The 17,100-nt window shown below is 66.5% G+C and carries 18 protein-coding genes and 1 tRNA gene; 9 read left to right on the top strand and 10 right to left on the bottom strand.

Annotated features, from left to right (window positions below; translation table 11 throughout):
* Positions 1-56 precede the first annotated feature (56 nt).
* Positions 57-1,841, bottom strand: coding sequence for an acyl-CoA dehydrogenase (locus ACR9FL_RS08890; protein ID WP_436358136.1), 1,785 nt, complete (start codon positions 1,839-1,841; stop codon positions 57-59).
* 123 nt (positions 1,842-1,964) lie between these two features.
* Here ACR9FL_RS08890 and ACR9FL_RS08895 point away from each other — a divergent pair, with 123 nt between their 5' ends.
* Positions 1,965-2,516, top strand: coding sequence for a cytochrome b (locus tag ACR9FL_RS08895; RefSeq protein WP_436358032.1), 552 nt, complete (start codon positions 1,965-1,967; stop codon positions 2,514-2,516).
* A complete protein-coding gene (locus tag ACR9FL_RS08900; RefSeq protein ID WP_436358033.1) occupies positions 2,513-3,433 on the top strand; it encodes an L-threonylcarbamoyladenylate synthase in 921 nt (306 codons plus the stop codon). The genes ACR9FL_RS08895 and ACR9FL_RS08900 overlap by 4 nt, the downstream gene beginning before the upstream one ends.
* Positions 3,434-3,445: 12 nt before the next feature.
* On the opposite strand, the gene ACR9FL_RS08905 is transcribed toward ACR9FL_RS08900, so the two are convergent.
* The 4 genes from ACR9FL_RS08905 to ACR9FL_RS08920 all read right to left on the bottom strand — a co-directional run bounded on the left by ACR9FL_RS08905 (position 3,446) and on the right by ACR9FL_RS08920 (position 7,733).
* Positions 3,446-4,471 carry a patatin-like phospholipase family protein gene (locus tag ACR9FL_RS08905; RefSeq protein ID WP_436358034.1) on the bottom strand — a complete coding sequence of 342 codons (1,026 nt, stop codon included), beginning with the start codon at positions 4,469-4,471 and terminating at the stop codon, positions 3,446-3,448.
* Positions 4,472-4,598: 127 nt separating this feature from the next.
* Positions 4,599-5,396 (bottom strand): 3-hydroxybutyrate dehydrogenase, encoded by a 798-nt coding sequence (locus ACR9FL_RS08910; protein WP_296176374.1) that lies wholly within the window; start codon positions 5,394-5,396, stop codon positions 4,599-4,601.
* Positions 5,397-5,461: 65 nt separating this feature from the next.
* Positions 5,462-6,235, bottom strand: coding sequence for a peroxide stress protein YaaA (gene yaaA, locus ACR9FL_RS08915; protein ID WP_436358035.1), 774 nt, complete (start codon positions 6,233-6,235; stop codon positions 5,462-5,464).
* Between the two features lie 94 nt (positions 6,236-6,329).
* Positions 6,330-7,733: an FAD-binding oxidoreductase gene (locus tag ACR9FL_RS08920; protein ID WP_436358036.1), complete on the bottom strand. Its 1,404-nt coding sequence runs from the start codon at positions 7,731-7,733 to the stop codon at positions 6,330-6,332.
* 77 nt (positions 7,734-7,810) lie between these two features.
* Here ACR9FL_RS08920 and ACR9FL_RS08925 point away from each other — a divergent pair, with 77 nt between their 5' ends.
* The 3 genes from ACR9FL_RS08925 to ACR9FL_RS08935 all read left to right on the top strand — a co-directional run bounded on the left by ACR9FL_RS08925 (position 7,811) and on the right by ACR9FL_RS08935 (position 9,806).
* A complete protein-coding gene (locus ACR9FL_RS08925) occupies positions 7,811-8,233 on the top strand; it encodes an NUDIX hydrolase (protein ID WP_296176383.1) in 423 nt (140 codons plus the stop codon).
* Positions 8,234-8,315: 82 nt separating this feature from the next.
* Complete coding sequence (locus ACR9FL_RS08930) at positions 8,316-9,344, top strand: SPFH domain-containing protein (RefSeq protein ID WP_436358037.1); 1,029 nt, start codon at positions 8,316-8,318, stop codon at positions 9,342-9,344.
* A gap of 3 nt (positions 9,345-9,347) precedes the next feature.
* Positions 9,348-9,806: an NfeD family protein gene (locus ACR9FL_RS08935; protein ID WP_296176387.1), complete on the top strand. Its 459-nt coding sequence runs from the start codon at positions 9,348-9,350 to the stop codon at positions 9,804-9,806.
* Positions 9,807-9,871: 65 nt separating this feature from the next.
* Here ACR9FL_RS08935 and rnhA read toward each other — a convergent pair whose 3' ends face one another.
* The gene (gene rnhA, locus ACR9FL_RS08940) at positions 9,872-10,324 is read right to left on the bottom strand and encodes a ribonuclease HI (protein ID WP_436358038.1); all 453 of its coding nucleotides are present in this window, start codon (positions 10,322-10,324) and stop codon (positions 9,872-9,874) included.
* Between the two features lie 110 nt (positions 10,325-10,434).
* Between rnhA and ACR9FL_RS08945 the strand changes: the two genes are divergently transcribed.
* The 3 genes from ACR9FL_RS08945 to tatC are packed head-to-tail and all read left to right on the top strand — an operon-like array spanning position 10,435 to position 12,078.
* Entirely contained in the window at positions 10,435-10,650 is a 216-nt protein-coding gene (locus ACR9FL_RS08945) for a twin-arginine translocase TatA/TatE family subunit (protein ID WP_436358039.1), read from the top strand.
* 25 nt (positions 10,651-10,675) lie between these two features.
* On the top strand, positions 10,676-11,194 hold the full coding sequence (gene tatB, locus ACR9FL_RS08950) for a Sec-independent protein translocase protein TatB (RefSeq protein WP_436358040.1): 519 nt from the start codon (positions 10,676-10,678) through the stop codon (positions 11,192-11,194).
* Entirely contained in the window at positions 11,191-12,078 is an 888-nt protein-coding gene (tatC, locus tag ACR9FL_RS08955) for a twin-arginine translocase subunit TatC (protein WP_436358041.1), read from the top strand. The genes tatB and tatC overlap by 4 nt, the downstream gene beginning before the upstream one ends.
* 252 nt (positions 12,079-12,330) lie before the next feature.
* On the opposite strand, the gene glnA is transcribed toward tatC, so the two are convergent.
* Together glnA and ACR9FL_RS08965 are read right to left on the bottom strand one after the other, a co-directional pair.
* Entirely contained in the window at positions 12,331-13,740 is a 1,410-nt protein-coding gene (gene glnA, locus ACR9FL_RS08960) for a type I glutamate--ammonia ligase (RefSeq protein WP_105563499.1), read from the bottom strand.
* 73 nt (positions 13,741-13,813) lie between these two features.
* Positions 13,814-14,152, bottom strand: coding sequence for a P-II family nitrogen regulator (locus ACR9FL_RS08965; protein ID WP_105563500.1), 339 nt, complete (start codon positions 14,150-14,152; stop codon positions 13,814-13,816).
* A gap of 120 nt (positions 14,153-14,272) precedes the next feature.
* Here ACR9FL_RS08965 and ACR9FL_RS08970 point away from each other — a divergent pair, with 120 nt between their 5' ends.
* Entirely contained in the window at positions 14,273-15,097 is an 825-nt protein-coding gene (locus ACR9FL_RS08970) for an NAD(P)H-hydrate dehydratase (RefSeq protein ID WP_436358042.1), read from the top strand.
* A gap of 6 nt (positions 15,098-15,103) precedes the next feature.
* Here the strand turns inward: ACR9FL_RS08970 and ACR9FL_RS08975 are convergent.
* Both ACR9FL_RS08975 and ACR9FL_RS08980 read right to left on the bottom strand, forming a co-directional pair.
* A tRNA-Leu gene (locus ACR9FL_RS08975) sits at positions 15,104-15,188 on the bottom strand.
* Between the two features lie 154 nt (positions 15,189-15,342).
* Entirely contained in the window at positions 15,343-17,001 is a 1,659-nt protein-coding gene (locus ACR9FL_RS08980) for an amino acid permease (RefSeq protein ID WP_436358043.1), read from the bottom strand.
* Between the last annotated feature and the right edge of the window lie 99 nt (positions 17,002-17,100).

The following is a 17,100-nucleotide window of genomic DNA, read 5'->3' on the forward strand; positions in this document are numbered from 1 at the left end:
CGAACACCTCCCGCGCCATGTTGGCACGGGAGGCGCGGCGATCTCAATAACCGTTGTTAGCCAGCGAGGGCTTCGACGCTGAGCCCTTGCAACAGGTCGCCGCCCTGGCCCACGGCGGCCAGGCGGCTGGAGACGTGGCCGAGGACGTTGGCGGCGTAGAGTTCGTAGAGGTCCAGCTTGCCCTGTAGCCAGACGGGATCGCCGTTCCCGGCGTCGAGGCGGGCCTTGGCGGCCAGGGCGCCCTTGGCCAGCATCCAGCCGCCGACCACGTCGCCCATCAGCTTCAGATAGGCGTCGGCGCCAGCCAGAACGTCGGCGGCGCCGTCAGCGGCGGCCTTGCGGTCCAGCAGCCAGAGTGTGGCGTCCTCGACGGCCTCGATGGCCGTGGCGAGGCGTTCGACGGGCTTGCCGGTGTAGAGGCGGTCGATCTGGGCCAGGGTGGCCTTCATGTCCTCGATCAGGGCCTTGGCCGAGTCGCCGCCGTCCATCGACAGCTTGCGCCCGACCAGGTCCATAGCCTGAATGCCGTTGGTGCCTTCGTAGATCGGGGTGATGCGGGCGTCGCGATAGTATTGGGCCGCGCCGGTTTCCTCGATGAAGCCCATGCCGCCGTGAACCTGAACGCCCAGGGAGGCGACCTCGCAGCCGACGTCGGTGGACCAGGCCTTGGCGATGGGGGTGAACAGGTCCTCACGGCCCTTCCACGTCTTGCGCTCGGCCTCGGTGGCGGCGTGCTTGGCCAGGTCGGCGGCGACGCCGGTGGACAGGCAGATGGCGCGGGCGGCGGCGATCTTGGCCTTCATGACGCCCAGGGTGCGGCGCACGTCGGGGTGGTCGAAGATCGGGGCGTTCTTCTCGCCGGTCCAGACGCTGCGGCCCTGACGGCGCTCCAGGGCATAGGCCAGGGCGTGCTGATAGGCGCGCTCGGCCACGCCGACGCCCTCGACGCCGACGGCCAGGCGGGCGGCGTTCATCATCACGAACATATGGGCCAGGCCCTCGTTCGGGCGGCCGACCAGTTCGGCGCGGGCGCCTTCATAGGCCATGACGCAGGTGGGCGAGGCGTGGATGCCCAGCTTGTGCTCGACCCCGACCGGATGGAAGGCGTTGCGCTCGCCCAGCGAGCCGTCGGCGTTGACCGCGAACTTGGGCGTCAGGAACAGGCTGATGCCCTTGGGACCGGCCGGGGCGTCGGGCAGGCGGGCCAGCACCAGGTGGACGATGTTGTCCGTGGCGTCGTGGTCGCCCCAGGTGATGAAGATCTTCTGGCCGTTCAGGGCATAGGTGCCGTCGCCGTTCGGCGTGGCCGTGGTGGTCAGCGCGCCCAGGTCGGACCCGGCGTGCGGCTCGGTCAGCACCATGGCTCCGGTCCATTCGCCGCTGACCAGCTTGGTCAGATAGGTGGCCTTTTGATAGTCGGTGCCGACCGCTTCCAGGGCTTCGATCGAGGCCAGGGACAGCATGGGGCAGAGGCCAAACGCCATGTTGGCGGCGTGGACGGTCTCATAGGCCGCCAGCTCCAGCGCCTTGGGCAGGGCCTGGCCGCCGGCCTCGACCGAGGCGGTCAGGCCGGTCCAGCCGCCCTCGGCGAACTGGCGATAGGCGTCGACGAAGCCAGGGGCTGCGGTGACGGCGCCATTTGCGTATTTGGCGCCGGCCAGGTCGCCCGGACGGTTCAGCGGGGCCAGGACCTGTTCCGAAAACTGACCTGCGGCCTCCAGCACTGCGCCCAGGACGTCGGCGTCGTAGTCGGGATACGCGCCGGTGGCGGCGACCTGATCAATGCCGGCGACGGCTTCCAGGGCGAAGGCGAGGTCACGGACGGGGGCGCGGTAGCTCATGGCGGTCTCCAGAATCTTCAACATGCTTCTGACGCCCCAGCGGTCGCTGATGCAAGGGCGCTTGGACTTTGGTCGCGGTTCGCGCCACTCTCTGCCTCAGTGCCGTCGCGGAAGGAAAGACCCTTGGCCGAGCCTCGAAATCGCTATTCGACCGTGTCGCTGATCCTGCACTGGGTCATCGCCGTGGCCGTGGTCGCCCAGGTGGCACTGATCATGGCCCATGACGCGACCGAGGGGCCGCTGTCGCGTGAGTTCGTGCAGATTCACAAGGCGGTCGGCCTGACCATCCTGGTCCTGACCCTGGGGCGAATCGGCTGGCGGCTGGCCAATCCGCTGATCGCCCTGCCGGTCGAGATGCCGAAATGGGAGCGAATTTTGGCGCGGACGACGCAGATCGCCTTCTACGTCGTCCTGCTGGCCATGCCGCTGACCGGGTGGCTGGCGTCGTCGGCTGGCGGGCGCGAGATCAGCTGGTTCGGCCTGTTCCAGTGGCCCCTGCTGCCGGTCGGCGGCGGGCGCGAGGCGGCGGGCCAGTTCATGGATGTCCACGGCGCGGTGGCCAAGCTGCTCTATCTGTTGATCGCCCTGCACGTCGTGGGGGCGCTGAAGCATCAGTTCATCAACCGGGACAATGTGCTGCACCGCATGATCCCCCTGATCCCGCGCCGGCCATGAAGGGCGACACCCCCGAAATCGCCGCCGAGGCGCTGAAGACCGGACGGCTGGTCATGCTGCCGACCGAGACGGTCTATGGACTGGCGGCCGACGCCTCGAACCCCCAGGCGGTGGCGCGCATCTTCGAGGCCAAGGGAAGACCGCGCTTCAACCCCTTGATTGCGCACGTCGCCAACGCCCTGGACGCCGAAAGCATCGCCGTCTTCGACGACCGGGCGCGGGCCCTGGCCGAGGCCTTCTGGCCCGGCCCTCTGACCATTGTGGCGCCGGTGCGGGACCGCGAGCGGGTCTGTGATCTGGCCCGCGCCGGTCTGGACAGCGTGGCCGTTCGGGTGCCGGGGCATCCTAGGGCGCGGGCCGTGATCGCGGCTTTCGGCGGGGCCGTGGTCGCTCCCTCGGCCAATCGCTCAGGACGACCCAGCCCCACGACCTTTGACGACGCCCTGGAAGAGACCGGCCATGCGGTCGGCGCCGCCGTGGACGGCGGACCCTGCGCCGTCGGCGTGGAGAGCACTGTCGTGTCCGTGCTGGACGGGCAGGTCGCCCTGCTGCGCCCCGGTTCCGTGACGCGCGAGGAGATCGAGGCCGTGGTCGGCCCACTGGCCGAGAACGGGCAAGGGCATCGCTCGCCCGGTCGGCTGGCGCTGCACTATGCGCCCGACGCCCCGGTGCGGATCGAGGCCGAGGCGGCGAAGAACGGCGAAATCCTGTTGGGCTTCGGTCCTGACGCCGGCGAGCCGCGATGGAGCTTGAGCCCGAGCGGCGACCTGCGCGAGGCGGCGGCCAATCTGTTCCGCCTGCTACGCGAGGCGGACCGCACCAAGCCTGCGGGCATCGCCGTGTCGCCCATCCCGCACAAGGGGCTGGGCGAGGCGATCAACGACCGACTGCGTCGCGCGGCAGGCTTTGTTGGTTAGACGAAGCGGGGGCTAGAGGAAGCGGGCCTTCAGATTGACGCTGGAGGCCTTGCCGACCTGGGGCGCACAGGTGTCCAGCCATTGCTCCGCCGCCTGACGTCCGCGCGACTTCAGGTCGTTGAGGAAGCTCCATTCGGTGTCGAACTTGGTCGACAGCGACAGGCTGCCCAGCCAGTCGTCGACCTCTATGGCGTGCATGCGGACGGCGCGATGGCGGTCTTCGTTGCGGCTGAGTTTGCCCTCGGCGATCAGGTCCTGGACGAAGGCGACGGCGCGCAGTTCGGCGACCAGGGGTGCGTTGAACAGGATCTCGTTCAGGCGATCCATGATTTCGCCCGCCTCGCGCGGGGCCTCGTCGCGGACGAAGGGGTTGAGTGGCAAGAGCAGGATGTCGTCGGGCGTGTCGGCGTAGAACAGCGGCCACAGCGCGGGATTGGCCAGATAGCCGCCGTCCCAGTAGGGCTCGCCCTCGATCTCGACCGCCTGGAACAGGTGGGGCAGGCAGGCCGAGGCCAGCAGGACATCGGGGGTGATCTCGGCTGAGCGGAACAGGCGTGAGCGCCCGGCGCGAACCGCCGTGGTCGAGACGATCAACTGGATGTCTGAGCCCCGCACCGCCTCGAAATCGACGGCGGTTTCCAGCACCCGCTTCAGCGGGTTCAGGTTGAAGGGGTTGAACGAATAGGGGCTCATGGACATGGCGAGGGTTTCCCCGGCCTTCCACATGGGCGTGTCCTTCAGCCAGTCGGGCGTCAGGGTCTTGGACCAGATGGCGCTGTCGCCGAAGACGTTGCGGCCGCCGGATTGGTTGACCTCGCGCCACAACCGGTCGAGCGCCGCGCGGCCGCCGTCAGCGCCGCCCTGTTCCAGGCCGGTGATCAGGGCTGCAGCATTCATCGCCCCGGCGGAGGCGGCGGTGACGGCGCGGATGTCGAGGATGTCAGCTTCCAGCAGCCGATCCAGCACGCCCCACTGAAAGGCGCCGTGCGAGCCGCCGCCCTGAAGCGCCAGGCAGATGGGTTTGCGTTTTGTCGCCATGCCTCACTCCGTCATCCCGGCCGCAGCGTAGCGGAGAGCCGGGGCCGCCAGAAGCGCCGTCGCCGGACGTTGTGTCCTGGGCGGTCCTGGATAGCGGTTGCGCCGCTTCCGGGATGACGCGAGTGCGTTATTGCGCGGTCCAGCCGCCATCGACTGAGAAGTGAGACCCGTTGGCCGAAGCCCCGAGGTCGGACACCAGATAGAGGAAGATGCCCGCCAGTTCGTCGGTCGTGACGAAGCGCTTGGTCGGCTGCGAGCCGAGGATGACGTTCTTCATCACGTCTTCGGGCGTCATGCCGCGCGTGCGGGCCTGATCCTCGATCTGCTTGGCAACGATGGGGGTCTCGACGAACCCGGGGCAGATGGCGTTGCAGGTGATGTTCTCCTGCGCCAGTTCCAGGGCCACCGTCTTGGTGAAGCCGATCACGCCGTGCTTGGCGGCGACATAGGCCGACTTGAACGGGCTGGCGACCAGACCGTGGGCTGAGGCGATATTGACGATGCGACCACGTCCCTGGGCCTTCATGATCGGGATCGCCGCCTTGGTGGCGTAGAAGGTCGAGGACAGGTTGATCGAGATGATCTTTTCCCACGCCTCGGCGGGGAAGTTCTCGACGGCCTCTACGTGCTGGATGCCGGCGTTGTTGACCAGGATGTCGAGGCGGCCGAGCTCGCGATGCGCCGTGGCCACCATGTCGGCGATCTGATCCGGCTGGGTCATGTCGGCGGGATGGTAGAGGACGCGAACGCCCGTCTCGGCGGCCAGGTCGGCACGGGTCTGTTCGATGACGGCGGGGTCGCCCAGGCCGTTCAGAACCACGTCGCCGCCGCATTGAGCGACGGCGCGCGCCAGAGCCAGGCCGATGCCGGACGTCGAGCCGGAGACGACGGCCACCTGGCCCTTGAGATCGTTCATGGCGAACATGCGGAGAGAACCCGTGAATTAGCTATGCTGCAACGCAGCCTAACCGCAGTCGTTCAATCTGGCGATCAGGAATTTCCTTCCCTGATGAATATCCAGTCCGCGTCCGTCGAAAGCGCCTTGTCGAAGCGGTAGCCGTCGCGGTCGAAGGCCTTGAGATCGGCGGCCTTTTCGATGCGGTTCTCGATGGCGTAGCGGGCCATGGAGCCGCGCGCCTTCTTGGCGAAGAAGGAGATGATGCGGGCCTCGCCGTCCTTGCGCTCCTTGAAGTGGGGCGTGACCAGCGGCAGCTTCAGCGCCTTGGCGTCGACGGCGCCGAAATATTCCTGACTGGCCAGGTTCACCAGCGTCCGGTCGGCCAGCGGCTCGGCGTCGGCGTTCAGGCGCTGCGAGATGCGCTCGCCCCAGAAGTCATAGAGGTTGGCGCCGCGCTTGGTCTTCAGACGGATGCCCATCTCCAGGCGATAGGGCTGGATGGCGTCCAGCGGGCGCAGCAGGCCGTAGAAGCCCGACAGGATACGCAGGTGATCCTGGGCCCAGGCCAGGTCAGCGGGGGCCAGCGAGCGCGCGTCCAGCCCGTCATAGACGTCGCCGGCGAAGGCGAAGACGGCCTGCAGCGCACCCTCGGACGTTTCGTTGTCGAAGGACTGGAAACGCTCGTAGTTGAGGTCCGCCAGGGCGTCGGAGATCGACATCAGACGGCGCAGGTCGGCGCGGCTCAACTTCTTGGTGACCTTGGCCAGTTCCGCCGTTTCATCGGCGCAGCGACGCGGGGTCGACGGCACCTCGAGGGCAGGGGGCGTGAAGTCCAGCCGTTTGGCCGGGGACAGGACGATCAGCAAGGCGACACAGGCTCCGAAACATCGGGAAGCGGGCCTCATAGGCCGCTTCCGTGACGATTTGAACCTTTGGCGGCGTCACATGCGGTCGTGAGGCCTAGAAGAGGACCGCCGGATTCATGATCCGCTGCGGGTCGACGGCCTGTCGGATCGCCTGCATGGTCGCGATCTCCAGCGGGGACTTGTAGCGCCGCGCCTCGTCGGTTTTCAGCCGTCCCAGGCCGTGTTCGGCCGAGATGGAGCCGTTGTAGCGGGCCACCACGTCGTGGACGACTTCGGAGCCTTCCATCCAGCGGGCGATGAAGGCGGGCACGTCCTCGCCAATGCCGGGGATCACATCATAGTGAAGGTTGCCGTCGCCGACATGGCCGAAGACCGAGACCCGGCAGCCGGGGTGGAACTTCTCGACCGCCGCCGTGGCCTCGTCGATGAAGTCGGCGATGCGGGAGACCGGCACCGAGACGTCATGCTTCCAGCCGCCGCCCTCGGGCTTGAGCCCCGCCGAGTGTTCCTCGCGCAGACGCCAGAAGGCGGCCTTCTGGGCGTCGTTCTGGGCGATGGCGGCGTCGACGATCAGGCCCTCCTCGAAAGCGTTGGTCAGCAGCCGCTCCATGGCCGAATCGGCGCCGCCGGGCTCGCCCGAGGTCAGCTCGATCAGGACGTACCAGGCGGGCGTGGATTCCAGCGGTTCGCGCGTGTCGGGAATGTTCTTGAGCACCAGGGCCATGCCCAGGCGCTTCATCAGTTCGAAGGCCTCGACCCCGCCGCCGGTCTCGGCCTTGGCGCGGGCCAAGAGGGCCACGGCGGCGTGGTGGCTTTCCAGGCCGACGATGGCCGTGGCGCGGCTGCGCATGATGGGGAAGAGCTTCAGGGTCGCCGCCGTGACGACGCCAAGCGTGCCCTCGGCGCCGATGAACAACTGCTTCAGGTCATAGCCGGTGTTGTCCTTGCGCAGCCGCTTCAGGCCATTGAAGACCTGACCGTCCGGCATGACCGCCTCAATGCCCAGCACCAGATCGCGCATCATGCCGTAGCGCAGGACGGCGGTGCCGCCGGCGTTGGTCGAGATGACGCCGCCGATGGTGGCCGAGCCTTCGGCGGCCAGGCTGAGGGGGAAGAAGCGGTCCTGCTCCTTGGCCAGTTGCTGAGCCTCCAGCAGGGTGACGCCGGCCTCCAGCGTCATGGCGTCGTCCAGCGGCGTGACGTCGCGCACGGTTCGCAGCTTGCGCGTGGACAGAAGCACCTCTCCGAACGGGATCTGGCCGCCGACCAAGCCAGTGCCGCCGCCCTGGGTCACGACGGCGACGCCGTGGCGGGCGCAGATTTCGATGGCCTTGGCCACTTCCTCGGTCGTGCGGGGTTGCAGCAGGATCGGGGTTTCGCCGGTCCAGCGCCCGCGCCATTCGGTCAGCCAGGGCGCCATGTCGTCGGCGTCCGTGGTCCATGCGCCGGGCAGGGCGGATTTCAGCTCTTCGATGGCGGCGGGCGTGGGGAGGGTCATATCCGCCTTGTGGCAAAAGGCGTGGCGTGGTGGAAGCGCAAAACCCTGCCTCCAGGCGGTCAATTCGCGGAGAAAACATGATTCCGACCCCGGCCGTGGGTGTGGTTTGCCTGAAGGGCGACGAAGTCCTGCTGATCCGTCGCGGCACGCCGCCGCGTCAGGGCGAATGGAGCCTGCCCGGCGGCCGAATCGAGCCGGGCGAGCGGCTGGCCGAGGCGGCGCTGCGCGAACTGCGCGAGGAGACGGGCGTCGAGGCCGAACTGATCGGCCTGATCGACGTGGTGGACGGCCTGTTTCCCGAGGCCGGGCGGCACTACGTCCTGATCGATTACGCCGCGCTTTGGACGGGCGGCGAGCCGACAGCGGGCGATGATGCGGCCGAGGCGGTCTTTGTGCCGTTTGAGGAGGCGCTGCGGCGAGTGGATTGGTCGGAGACCCGGCGCATCATTCGTCAGGCCCACGCCATGGCGGTGACCCATGGAGCGAAAGGGGAGCGCTGACGCCCTTGTCATCGCCAGCGAACCGGATTCGGTGGCGCGAGGGCCAGGCGACCGTTAAGCTGACCGCCAACCGGAGGGGCTTATGGATTTCTCGATTATCTTCTTTTTGATGTTCGCGGCCTTCGCGATCATCTTCCTGTTCAGCGTCATCAAGATCGTGCCGCAAGGCCGTGAATTCACGGTGGAACGCTTCGGCAAATACACCAAGACGCTGAAGCCGGGCATCAGCATCCTGACCCCGTTCGTCGAGCGCATCGGCAAGCGGATGAACATGATGGAGCAGGTGCTGGACGTCCCGACCCAGGAGGTCATCACCAAGGACAACGCCATGGTGAAGGTGGACGGCATCGTCTTCATCCAGGTGATGGACGCCGCCCGCGCCGCCTATCGCGTCGATGACCTGCCCTATGCCATCGCCCAGCTCTGCATGACCAACCTGCGGACTGTGGTCGGCTCGATGGAGCTGGACGAGGTGCTGTCGCAGCGCGACGCCATCAACACCCGTCTGCTGCACGTCATCGATGCGGCCACCGAGCCGTGGGGCGTCAAGGCCAACCGCATCGAGATCAAGGACCTGACGCCGCCGACCGACATCACCAACGCCATGGCGCGTCAGATGAAGGCCGAGCGCGAGCGTCGCGCCGTCATCACCGAGGCGGACGGCGAGAAACAGGCCGCGATCGCCCGCGCCGAGGGCGCCAAGCAGGCCGCGATCCTAGAGGCCGAGGGCCGCCGCGAAGCCGCCTTCCGCGACGCCGAAGCCCGTGAGCGTGAAGCCGAGGCCGAGGCCAAGGCGACGGCCATGGTGTCGGAAGCCATCGCCCGCGGCGATGTCAACGCCATCAACTACTTCGTGGCCCAGAAATACGTCGAAGCCTTTGCCGAACTGGCCCGCAGCCCGCAGCAGAAGACGGTCATCGTGCCCGCTGAAATGGGCGGCCTGGTCGGCACCATCGCCGGTCTGGGCGAACTGGTCGGTCTGGCCAAGGAGCAACAGCAGGTCCGCAGCGAAACGCGCGCCGTCGCCCGTCCGGCTCCGGCCTCGGCGCCCGCCGCGCCGGCCCGTCCCGCGCCGCGTCGCCCCGGCGGCGCCGTGCCGACCACGGAGTAGGGCATGGACTGGATTTTGAACCTCTACGCCGCCCAGCCCTTCTGGCTGTGGTTGGCGGTGGGCGTGGTCCTTCTAGCCATCGAGGCGGCCGCTTCAACCGAGTGGCTGCTTTGGCCCGCCGTTTCTGCCGGGCTGACCGCGCTGATTTCGGCGCTGGCGCCCAATCTGGGGCTGCCGGTCGAGATCGGCGTCTTCGCCGCCCTGACCGTGGCCTCGACCGTTCTGTCGCGCCGCCTGATCAAGCGCGTGAATCCCCAGGACGAACCCGACATCAACGACCGTGACCTGCGTCTGGTCGGTGAACGGGCGCGGGTGGTCGAAGCCTTCGTGGACGGTCGCGGCCGTGTCTTCGTCTCGGGCGCCGAATGGCCCGCTGAGATCGAGGGCGCAGCGCCCCTGGCCGGCGAGAGCGTCGTGATCGAATCGGTGGACGGGCCGCGCCTGCGGGTGCGCCCCGTCTGACAACCTCACGTTAGCTGGAGCGAATATCTGAGTTCCGATGCGATCGCATCGGAACCGATTTCGCTCTAGCGGCGTCGCATCTCTTCGACGCCGCGATTCGCCAGGACGTCGGCTCGTTCATTCAGGACGTGGCCGGCGTGACCCTTGACCCAGTGCCATTTGACCTCGTGGGGGCTGCGGGCCTCGTCCAGGCGGCGCCACAGGTCGTCGTTCTTCACCGGCTTCTTGTCGGCGGTTTTCCAACCGCGCGCTTTCCAGCCCCGAATCCATTCGGTGATGCCCTGCATGACGTATTTGCTGTCGGTGTGCAGATCGACGCGGCAGGGGCGTTTCAGGGCCTCCAGAGCGGCGATGGCGGCCATCAGCTCCATGCGGTTGTTGGTCGTGTTGGGCTCGCCGCCCCACAATTCCTTCTCGTGACCGCCGCCGGTCTGCAAAATGGCGCCCCAGCCGCCGGGGCCGGGATTGCCCTTGCAGGCGCCGTCGGTGTGAATGATGACGTGATCGACCAGACTCATGGCGCGATGCCTACAGCGTCCCTTGGCGCGCCGCCATCAGTCAGCCTATATGACGCACAACAATCAGTCGGACAGGACCGCGTTCGTGGTCCTCTTGAGGAGGTAACGCCATGGGCTCCATGAGCATCTGGCACTGGGCCATCGTCATCGTCGTTGTCGCCCTGCTGTTCGGCGGTCGCGGCAAGCTGTCGGGCATCATGGGCGACGCCGCCAAGGGCATTCGCGCCTTCAAGGACGGCCTGAAGGACGACACCGATTCCAAGCCCAAGGACGGCGTCGGCTCGCTGCCGCGCACCGAGTCCGAAAAAGAAGAAGCAAACCGCTAAGCCTTTCGCGGAAAGACGCTGAATCATGGGTGGTCTTGGCCCCGGAATCGGCGGGTTCGAAATCCTTGTCATCGGTCTGGTGGCCCTGCTTGTCGTAGGGCCCAAGGATTTGCCGATGCTGATGCGCAAGGTCGGTCAGTTCGTCGCCAAGGCGCGCGGCATGGCCAACGAATTCCGCGCGAGCTTCGACGAAATGGCTCGTCAGTCCGAGCTGGACGACCTGCGCAAGGAGGTCGAGGCGCTGCGGACCGGGCAGGGGATGCACCCGCTCGGCGCAGACGCCGAAGCGGCCTTCAAGGACATCCGCAAGGATCTTGAGGCCCCGCTGGAGGCGCCAGCCCTGGCCGCGCCCGCCGTGGTCGAGGCTGCGCCGGTCGCCACGGGGGTGGATGAATGGCCGGATACGTCTGCGGTCGCTGAACCTGTCGCGGCGGTGAAGCCCAAGCCGAAACCCAAGGCCAAGACCGCCGCATCAACCGGCGGTTCGATAAAACCCGCGGCCGCCAAGCCTGCGGTCAAGCGCGCCAAGAAGGTCGAGCTATGACGTCGTTCGATCGTGACGAGGCCGATATCGAGGCCTCGCGCGCGCCTCTGATGGATCACCTGATCGAGCTGCGCGGGCGGCTGTTGATCTGTGTCGTCGCCTTCGCCGTCGCCTTCATCGGCTGCTTCGCCTTTTCCGAAAAACTCTACCTCTTCCTGGTCCAGCCCTATGTGGTGTCGGCCGCCTTTCACCAGACAGTGGGGGCGCACGGCCATGTCTCACCGTTCGACCTGATCCTGGGCACGGCGCGCCTGATCCCTGTGCCGGATGTGGACCACCAGAGCGTCAAGCTGATCTACACGGCGCCGCTGGAAATCCTGTTCACCAAGATGAAGCTGGCCGGCCTAGGCGCCGTCATCGTGGCCTTCCCGGTCCTGGCCTGGCAGTTGTATCGCTTCGTCGCCCCGGGCCTCTATCGCAACGAGAAGGGCGCCTTCCTGCCGTTCCTGATCGCGGCGCCTGTGCTGTTCCTGCTGGGCGCGGCTCTGGTTTATTTCGTTATGCTGCCCTTCGTCATGTGGTTCTCGCTGAGCCAGCAGATCATCGGCGACGGCGTGGCGGCGGAGCTTCTGCCCAAGGTGTCGGACTATCTGAACCTGGTGACAGCCCTGATCCTGGCCTTTGGCCTGTGCTTCCAGTTGCCGGTCGTCATGACGCTGCTGGGCCTGGCGGGTCTGATCAGCTCCAGCGTCATGGCCAAGGGGCGTCGCTACGCCATTGTAGCCGTGGTCGTCGTCGCCGCCGTGGTGACGCCGCCGGACCCCATCAGTCAGCTGATGCTCGCGGTGCCCATGGTGCTGCTCTACGAGGTCTCGATCTGGTGCGTCCGCATCATCGAACTGCGCCGCAAGAAGGCAGACGCGGACGAAGGCCTGGCCGCCTGAGAGCCGCCTGGAAAATGCTGATTTGAGCGGGCGCGGCCGAACGGTTTGCGCCCGTTTTCTTTGCTGATCGGTCCTTCATGAACCCAGTGCCGAAGTGACCTTCGCGGCCTGTCCTGGCGAGGGGCGATAGCCCCTGGTGTGGGGATCAGCAGGAGCGTTGCGGGCGGCTTCTTCGTCACCTTAGCGGCGACGAAATGAATAAGGCGCCGGACGTTTCCGCCCGGCGCCTTGTTCGTCAGCCTGATCCGGAGATCAGCAGCTGTAGTACATGTCGAACTCGACCGGGTGCGGGTGCAGTTGAAGGCGGGCGACCTCTTCCGACTTCAGCGCGATGTAGCTGTCGATGAAGTCGTCATCCATGACGCCGCCCTTCTTGAGGAAGGCGCGGTCGGCGTCGAGCGCCTCAAGGGCTTCCTTCAGCGAACCGGCGACCTCGGGGATCGAGCCGCGCTCTTCGGGCGGCAGGTCGTAGAGGTTCTTGTCGGCGGCCGCGCCCGGATCGATGCGGTTCTCGATGCCGTCCAGGCCCGCCATCAGCAGGGCCACGAAGGTCAGGTAGGGGTTGCCCATCGGGTCGGGGAAGCGGGCTTCCAGACGCTTGGCCTTGGGCGAGGAGACGTGCGGGATGCGGATCGAGGCCGAACGGTTGCTGGCCGAATAGGCCAGCTTCACCGGAGCTTCATAACCGGGCACCAGACGCTTGTAGGAGTTGGTGGTCGAGTTGGCGAAGGCGTTGATGGCCTTGGCGTGCTTGATGATGCCGCCGATGTACCACAGACATTCCTGCGACAGGCCGGCGTACTTGTCGCCAGCGAACTGGGGCTTGCCGTCCTTCCAGATCGACATGTGGACGTGCATGCCCGAGCCGTTGTCGGCGAACATGGGTTTGGCCATGAAGGTCGCCGACTTGCCGTAGGCCGCGGCCACGTTGTGGATCACGTACTTATAGAGTTGCAGGCGGTCGGCCATGGTCAGCAGGTCGCTGAACTTCAGACCCAGTTCGTGCTGCGCCGGGGCGACCTCGTGGTGATGCTTCTCCGGGTCCATGCCCAGGTCCTTCATCACGCCCAGCATCTCACCGCGCAGGTCCTGTGCGGAGTCGACCGGGTTGACCGGGAAGTAGCCGCCCTTGTGACCCGGACGGTGGCCCAGGTTGCCCTCGGCGTACTCAGCGCCGGTGTTGGACGGCAGTTCGATCGAGTCGAAGCTGTAGCCGGTGTTGTGCGGGGCGGTGTTCCAGCGCACGTCGTCGAAGATGAAGAACTCGGCTTCCGGGCCGAAATAGACCACGTCGCCCACGCCCGAGGACTGGACATAGGCCAGGGCCTTCTTGGCCATCGAGCGGCTGTCGCGGTTGTAGGGCTCGCCCGTGTCGGGGCTGAGGACGTCGCAGAACAGGAACAGCGTGGTCTGCTGATAGAAGGGGTCGATGTAGGCGCGCGTCAGGTCCGGCTTCAGCAGCATGTCGGACTCGTTGATGGCCTTCCAGCCCGCGATCGACGAGCCGTCGAACATGGTGCCTTCTTCCAGGAACTCTTCGTCGACCATGTCGATGTCGAAGGTCACGTGCTGCAGGCGGCCGCGCGTATCGGTGAAGCGGATGTCGACGTACTGGACGTCTTTTTCCTTGATCTCTTGAAGGATCTTTTGGGCGGCGCTCATTCTCGAAGTCCTGTCAGTTCGGGGAGGAGAAACGAAAAGCGGCCGCCCTTGCGGGACGGCCGTGGTGGTGGGGTCAGATAGCCTGAGCGCCGGTTTCGCCGGTGCGGATGCGGATCACGTCTTCCAGAGCGGAGACGAAGATCTTGCCGTCGCCGATCTTGCCGGTGCGGGCTGCGGTCTGGATGGCGTCGACAACGGCCGGGGCGAGATCATCGGCCACGACGACCTCGATCTTGATCTTGGGCAGGAAGTCGATGACGTACTCGGCGCCGCGATAGAGCTCGGAATGACCCTTCTGGCGGCCGTATCCCTTGGCCTCCAGCACAGTCATGCCCTGCACTCCGATATCCTGGAGAGCGTCTTTCACTTCATCCAGCTTGAATGGCTTGATGACGGCTTCAATCTTCTTCATGGCGAGTCCCGAGCCGGCTCCCTTGGTTGGTCCGACGCTCGGGGGGTAAAGGGACATTGCATTGCACAATAAGGCAAGCAATTTTCGTGCGTAGAGGCCATCCGTGAACGGAATTCGATCATGAACCCGATCAACGACCCCATGACATGGCAAAGCCGACTGCCCTGGCCCGGCGCCGAGGCGCACAAGCATGCGCGCGGGCGCCTTGGCGTGGTGTCCGGCGGGGCTTATTCGACGGGCGCTGCAAGGCTGGCGGCGCGCGCGGGGCTGAGAATCGGGGCGGGACTGGTAAAGGTCTTCTGTGCGCCCGAGGCTGCGCCGGTGCTGGCGCCTGCGCTGGAGGCGGTCATGCTGGCCAGCTTCGTGTCGGGCGATCAACTGGCGGCGCTGGCCGAGCCGATGGACGCCGTGGTGATCGGCCCGGCGGCGGGACTGACCGAGGCGACGGCGGCCAATGTGGCGGCGCTGGCGCGGACGGGGGCGGCCCTGGTGATCGACGCGGACGCCCTGACCCTGTTCCGTGACCGGCCGGGCGACCTGTTCGCCAGTCTGGATCGCGACGACGTCCTGACGCCGCACGAGGGCGAGTTCGAGCGTCTGTTTCCGGGCCTGTTGGCCGAGGGACGCGAGACGGCGGCGCAGGAGGCCGCCAGGCGGGCGGGATGCGTTCTGGTGCTCAAGGGAAGCGCCACCGTCATCGCCGCGCCTGACGGGCGCTGCGCGGTCAACGGCAACGGCACGCCCTGGCTGGCCACGGCGGGGAGCGGCGACGTTCTGGCGGGAATGATCGGTGGGCTGTTGGCCCAGCATATGGAGAGCTTCGACGCGGCCTGTGCGGCGGTGTGGATGCACGCGGATGCGGCGAGGCGTTTCGGGCCGGGGCTGATCGCGGAGGATTTGCCGGATATGATCCCGGGTGTGCTGGCCGAGCTCTATCCCGGCTGAAGCCCGTGGTGCGGATGAGAGGACTCGAACCTCCACGCCTCTCGGCGCCAGAACCTAAATCTGGTGCGTCTACCAGTTCCGCCACATCCGCATAGGTAGGCGAATGCCTGTAGGCGAGGGCAGCGGATTGGGCAACTGACAAGGTTGGTCCGGATAGGAAAAAAGGCCCCGGATTTCTCCGGGGCCTTTCTCGTTTCTGGTGGCCTATCGCGCTTGCGCTGCTTGAGGCCGAACCGATCCGGGGATCAGTCCTTCTTGTTGTCGACGCCGTGGCCGAGGGCCTCCACAGCCGTTTCCAGCGTGGCGTCCTCGGTGATGTCGATGCCCTTGGCCAGCTTGGAGTGCCAGAAGCCATAGGCGGCGTAGATGACCGCGCCGATGACGGCGTAGCCGCCCAGCAGCATCAACGGCAGGGGGTTGTCCTCGGCGGCGTGCTGGAACATCGGGATCAGGTTCTGGCTGGCCAGGAAGAGGCAGGCCAGGATGCCCAGAACCGCCGTCACGATGCCGCCCGGCACCTTGAACGGACGTTCCATTTCAGGGTGCTTCACGCGCAGGACGATGACCGACAGGCAGACGATGGCGAAGGCCGTGGCCGTGCCCAGCGACACCAGGTCGCCCAGGATAGAGATAGGCAGGAAGGCCGCTGCGATGGCGATCAGGATGCCCAGAACGATGGTGCCGATCCAGGGGGTGCGGAACTTCGGGTGCACCTTGGCGAAGGACTTCGGCAGCAGGCCGTCGCGGGCCATGGTGTAGAAGACGCGCGTCTGGCCGTAGCAGAGCACCAGCATGACCGAGGACAGGCCGGTGATGGCGCCGATCTTGATCAGGAAGGCGATCAGGTTCAGTTGGCCGCTGGGCGATGCCGCCAGCGGCACATTGGCCCATTCCAGACCCATGCGGTCGATGGCGACGGCGATCGGAGCCGGCGAGGCCAGTTCCAGGTAGGGAACCACGCCGGTCATGACGGCGGCCACGGCCATGTAGATCAGGGTGCAGACGAACAGGGCGCCCAGGATGCCGATCGGCACGTCCTTGGACGGGTTCTTGGCTTCGGCGGCGGCGGTCGAGACGGCTTCAAAGCCGACGTAGGCGAAGAAGATGATGGCCGCGCCGCGGAAGATGCCGCCGACGCCGAACTGGCCAGCCTGACCGGTCGGTTCAGGGATGAAGGGGTGCCAGTTGTCCGGGTTGATGTACTGGATTCCGACGGCGATGAAGGTCAGCAGGACGATGATCTTGATGACGACGATGGCGTTGTTGATGTTCGCCGATTCCGACACGCCCAGCACCAGCAGGCCGCACACGGCGGCGATGCCGACGGCTGCGACCAGGTTGAAGGTTCCCGTCATCGGGAAGGAGGTCGCGCCGGCGTTCTGGACCAGTTGGACCAGAGGCGTGGCCCACTGAGGACCTTCGCCGCCCGCATACTGTATGGTCGGGAACAGACTGGCGCTGAGGCCGAAGTCGTTCATGATCGACACGACGTAGCCGGACCAGCCGACCGCCACGGTCGAGGCCGCGACGCCGTATTCCAGCACCAGCAGCCAACCCATGATCCAGGCGAAGACTTCACCCAGGGTGCCGTAGGCATAGGTGTAGGCCGAGCCCGAGACCGGCATGGTCGAGGCCAGTTCGGCGTAGCACAGGCCCGCCAAGGCGCAGGCGAAGCCGGCGACGACGAAGGACAGCATGATAGCCGGGCCGGCATTGGCCGAGGCCACCTGACCCGTCAGGACGAAGATGCCGGCGCCGATGATGGCGCCGATGCCCAGGCTCATCAGATTCAACGGACCCAGGGTCCGTTTCAGCTCGCTCTTGGCGGCTTCTTTCTGAATCTGAGCAATGGACTTTTTAAGGAATAGCCGGTTGCCGGCTGGCTTTACGCCGTCTGCGGACATGAAGTCGCGCCCCCAATTACGCAACGACCCCTCCCGGGTCGTCTTCTTGGGGGCGGACGCTAACCATCGGAAGGGCCGCGCGCAACGCGGTTTCGTTTG

Source organism: Brevundimonas sp. CEF1 (assembly GCF_051353055.1).
Taxonomy (GTDB): Bacteria; Pseudomonadota; Alphaproteobacteria; order Caulobacterales; family Caulobacteraceae; genus Brevundimonas.

Coding starts and splice junctions, on each gene's coding strand:
- ACR9FL_RS08890 (WP_436358136.1), bottom strand. CDS start 1,841: ATGAGCTACCGCGCCCCCGTCCGTGACCTCGCCTTCGCCCTGGAAGCC.
- ACR9FL_RS08900 (WP_436358033.1), top strand. CDS start 2,513: ATGAAGGGCGACACCCCCGAAATCGCCGCCGAGGCGCTGAAGACCGGA.
- ACR9FL_RS08905 (WP_436358034.1), bottom strand. CDS start 4,471: ATGGCGACAAAACGCAAACCCATCTGCCTGGCGCTTCAGGGCGGCGGC.
- ACR9FL_RS08910 (WP_296176374.1), bottom strand. CDS start 5,396: ATGTTCGCCATGAACGATCTCAAGGGCCAGGTGGCCGTCGTCTCCGGC.
- ACR9FL_RS08920 (WP_436358036.1), bottom strand. CDS start 7,733: ATGACCCTCCCCACGCCCGCCGCCATCGAAGAGCTGAAATCCGCCCTG.
- ACR9FL_RS08925 (WP_296176383.1), top strand. CDS start 7,811: ATGATTCCGACCCCGGCCGTGGGTGTGGTTTGCCTGAAGGGCGACGAA.
- ACR9FL_RS08930 (WP_436358037.1), top strand. CDS start 8,316: ATGGATTTCTCGATTATCTTCTTTTTGATGTTCGCGGCCTTCGCGATC.
- ACR9FL_RS08935 (WP_296176387.1), top strand. CDS start 9,348: ATGGACTGGATTTTGAACCTCTACGCCGCCCAGCCCTTCTGGCTGTGG.
- rnhA (WP_436358038.1), bottom strand. CDS start 10,324: ATGAGTCTGGTCGATCACGTCATCATTCACACCGACGGCGCCTGCAAG.
- ACR9FL_RS08945 (WP_436358039.1), top strand. CDS start 10,435: ATGGGCTCCATGAGCATCTGGCACTGGGCCATCGTCATCGTCGTTGTC.
- tatB (WP_436358040.1), top strand. CDS start 10,676: ATGGGTGGTCTTGGCCCCGGAATCGGCGGGTTCGAAATCCTTGTCATC.
- tatC (WP_436358041.1), top strand. CDS start 11,191: ATGACGTCGTTCGATCGTGACGAGGCCGATATCGAGGCCTCGCGCGCG.
- glnA (WP_105563499.1), bottom strand. CDS start 13,740: ATGAGCGCCGCCCAAAAGATCCTTCAAGAGATCAAGGAAAAAGACGTC.
- ACR9FL_RS08965 (WP_105563500.1), bottom strand. CDS start 14,152: ATGAAGAAGATTGAAGCCGTCATCAAGCCATTCAAGCTGGATGAAGTG.
- ACR9FL_RS08970 (WP_436358042.1), top strand. CDS start 14,273: ATGAACCCGATCAACGACCCCATGACATGGCAAAGCCGACTGCCCTGG.
- ACR9FL_RS08980 (WP_436358043.1), bottom strand. CDS start 17,001: ATGTCCGCAGACGGCGTAAAGCCAGCCGGCAACCGGCTATTCCTTAAA.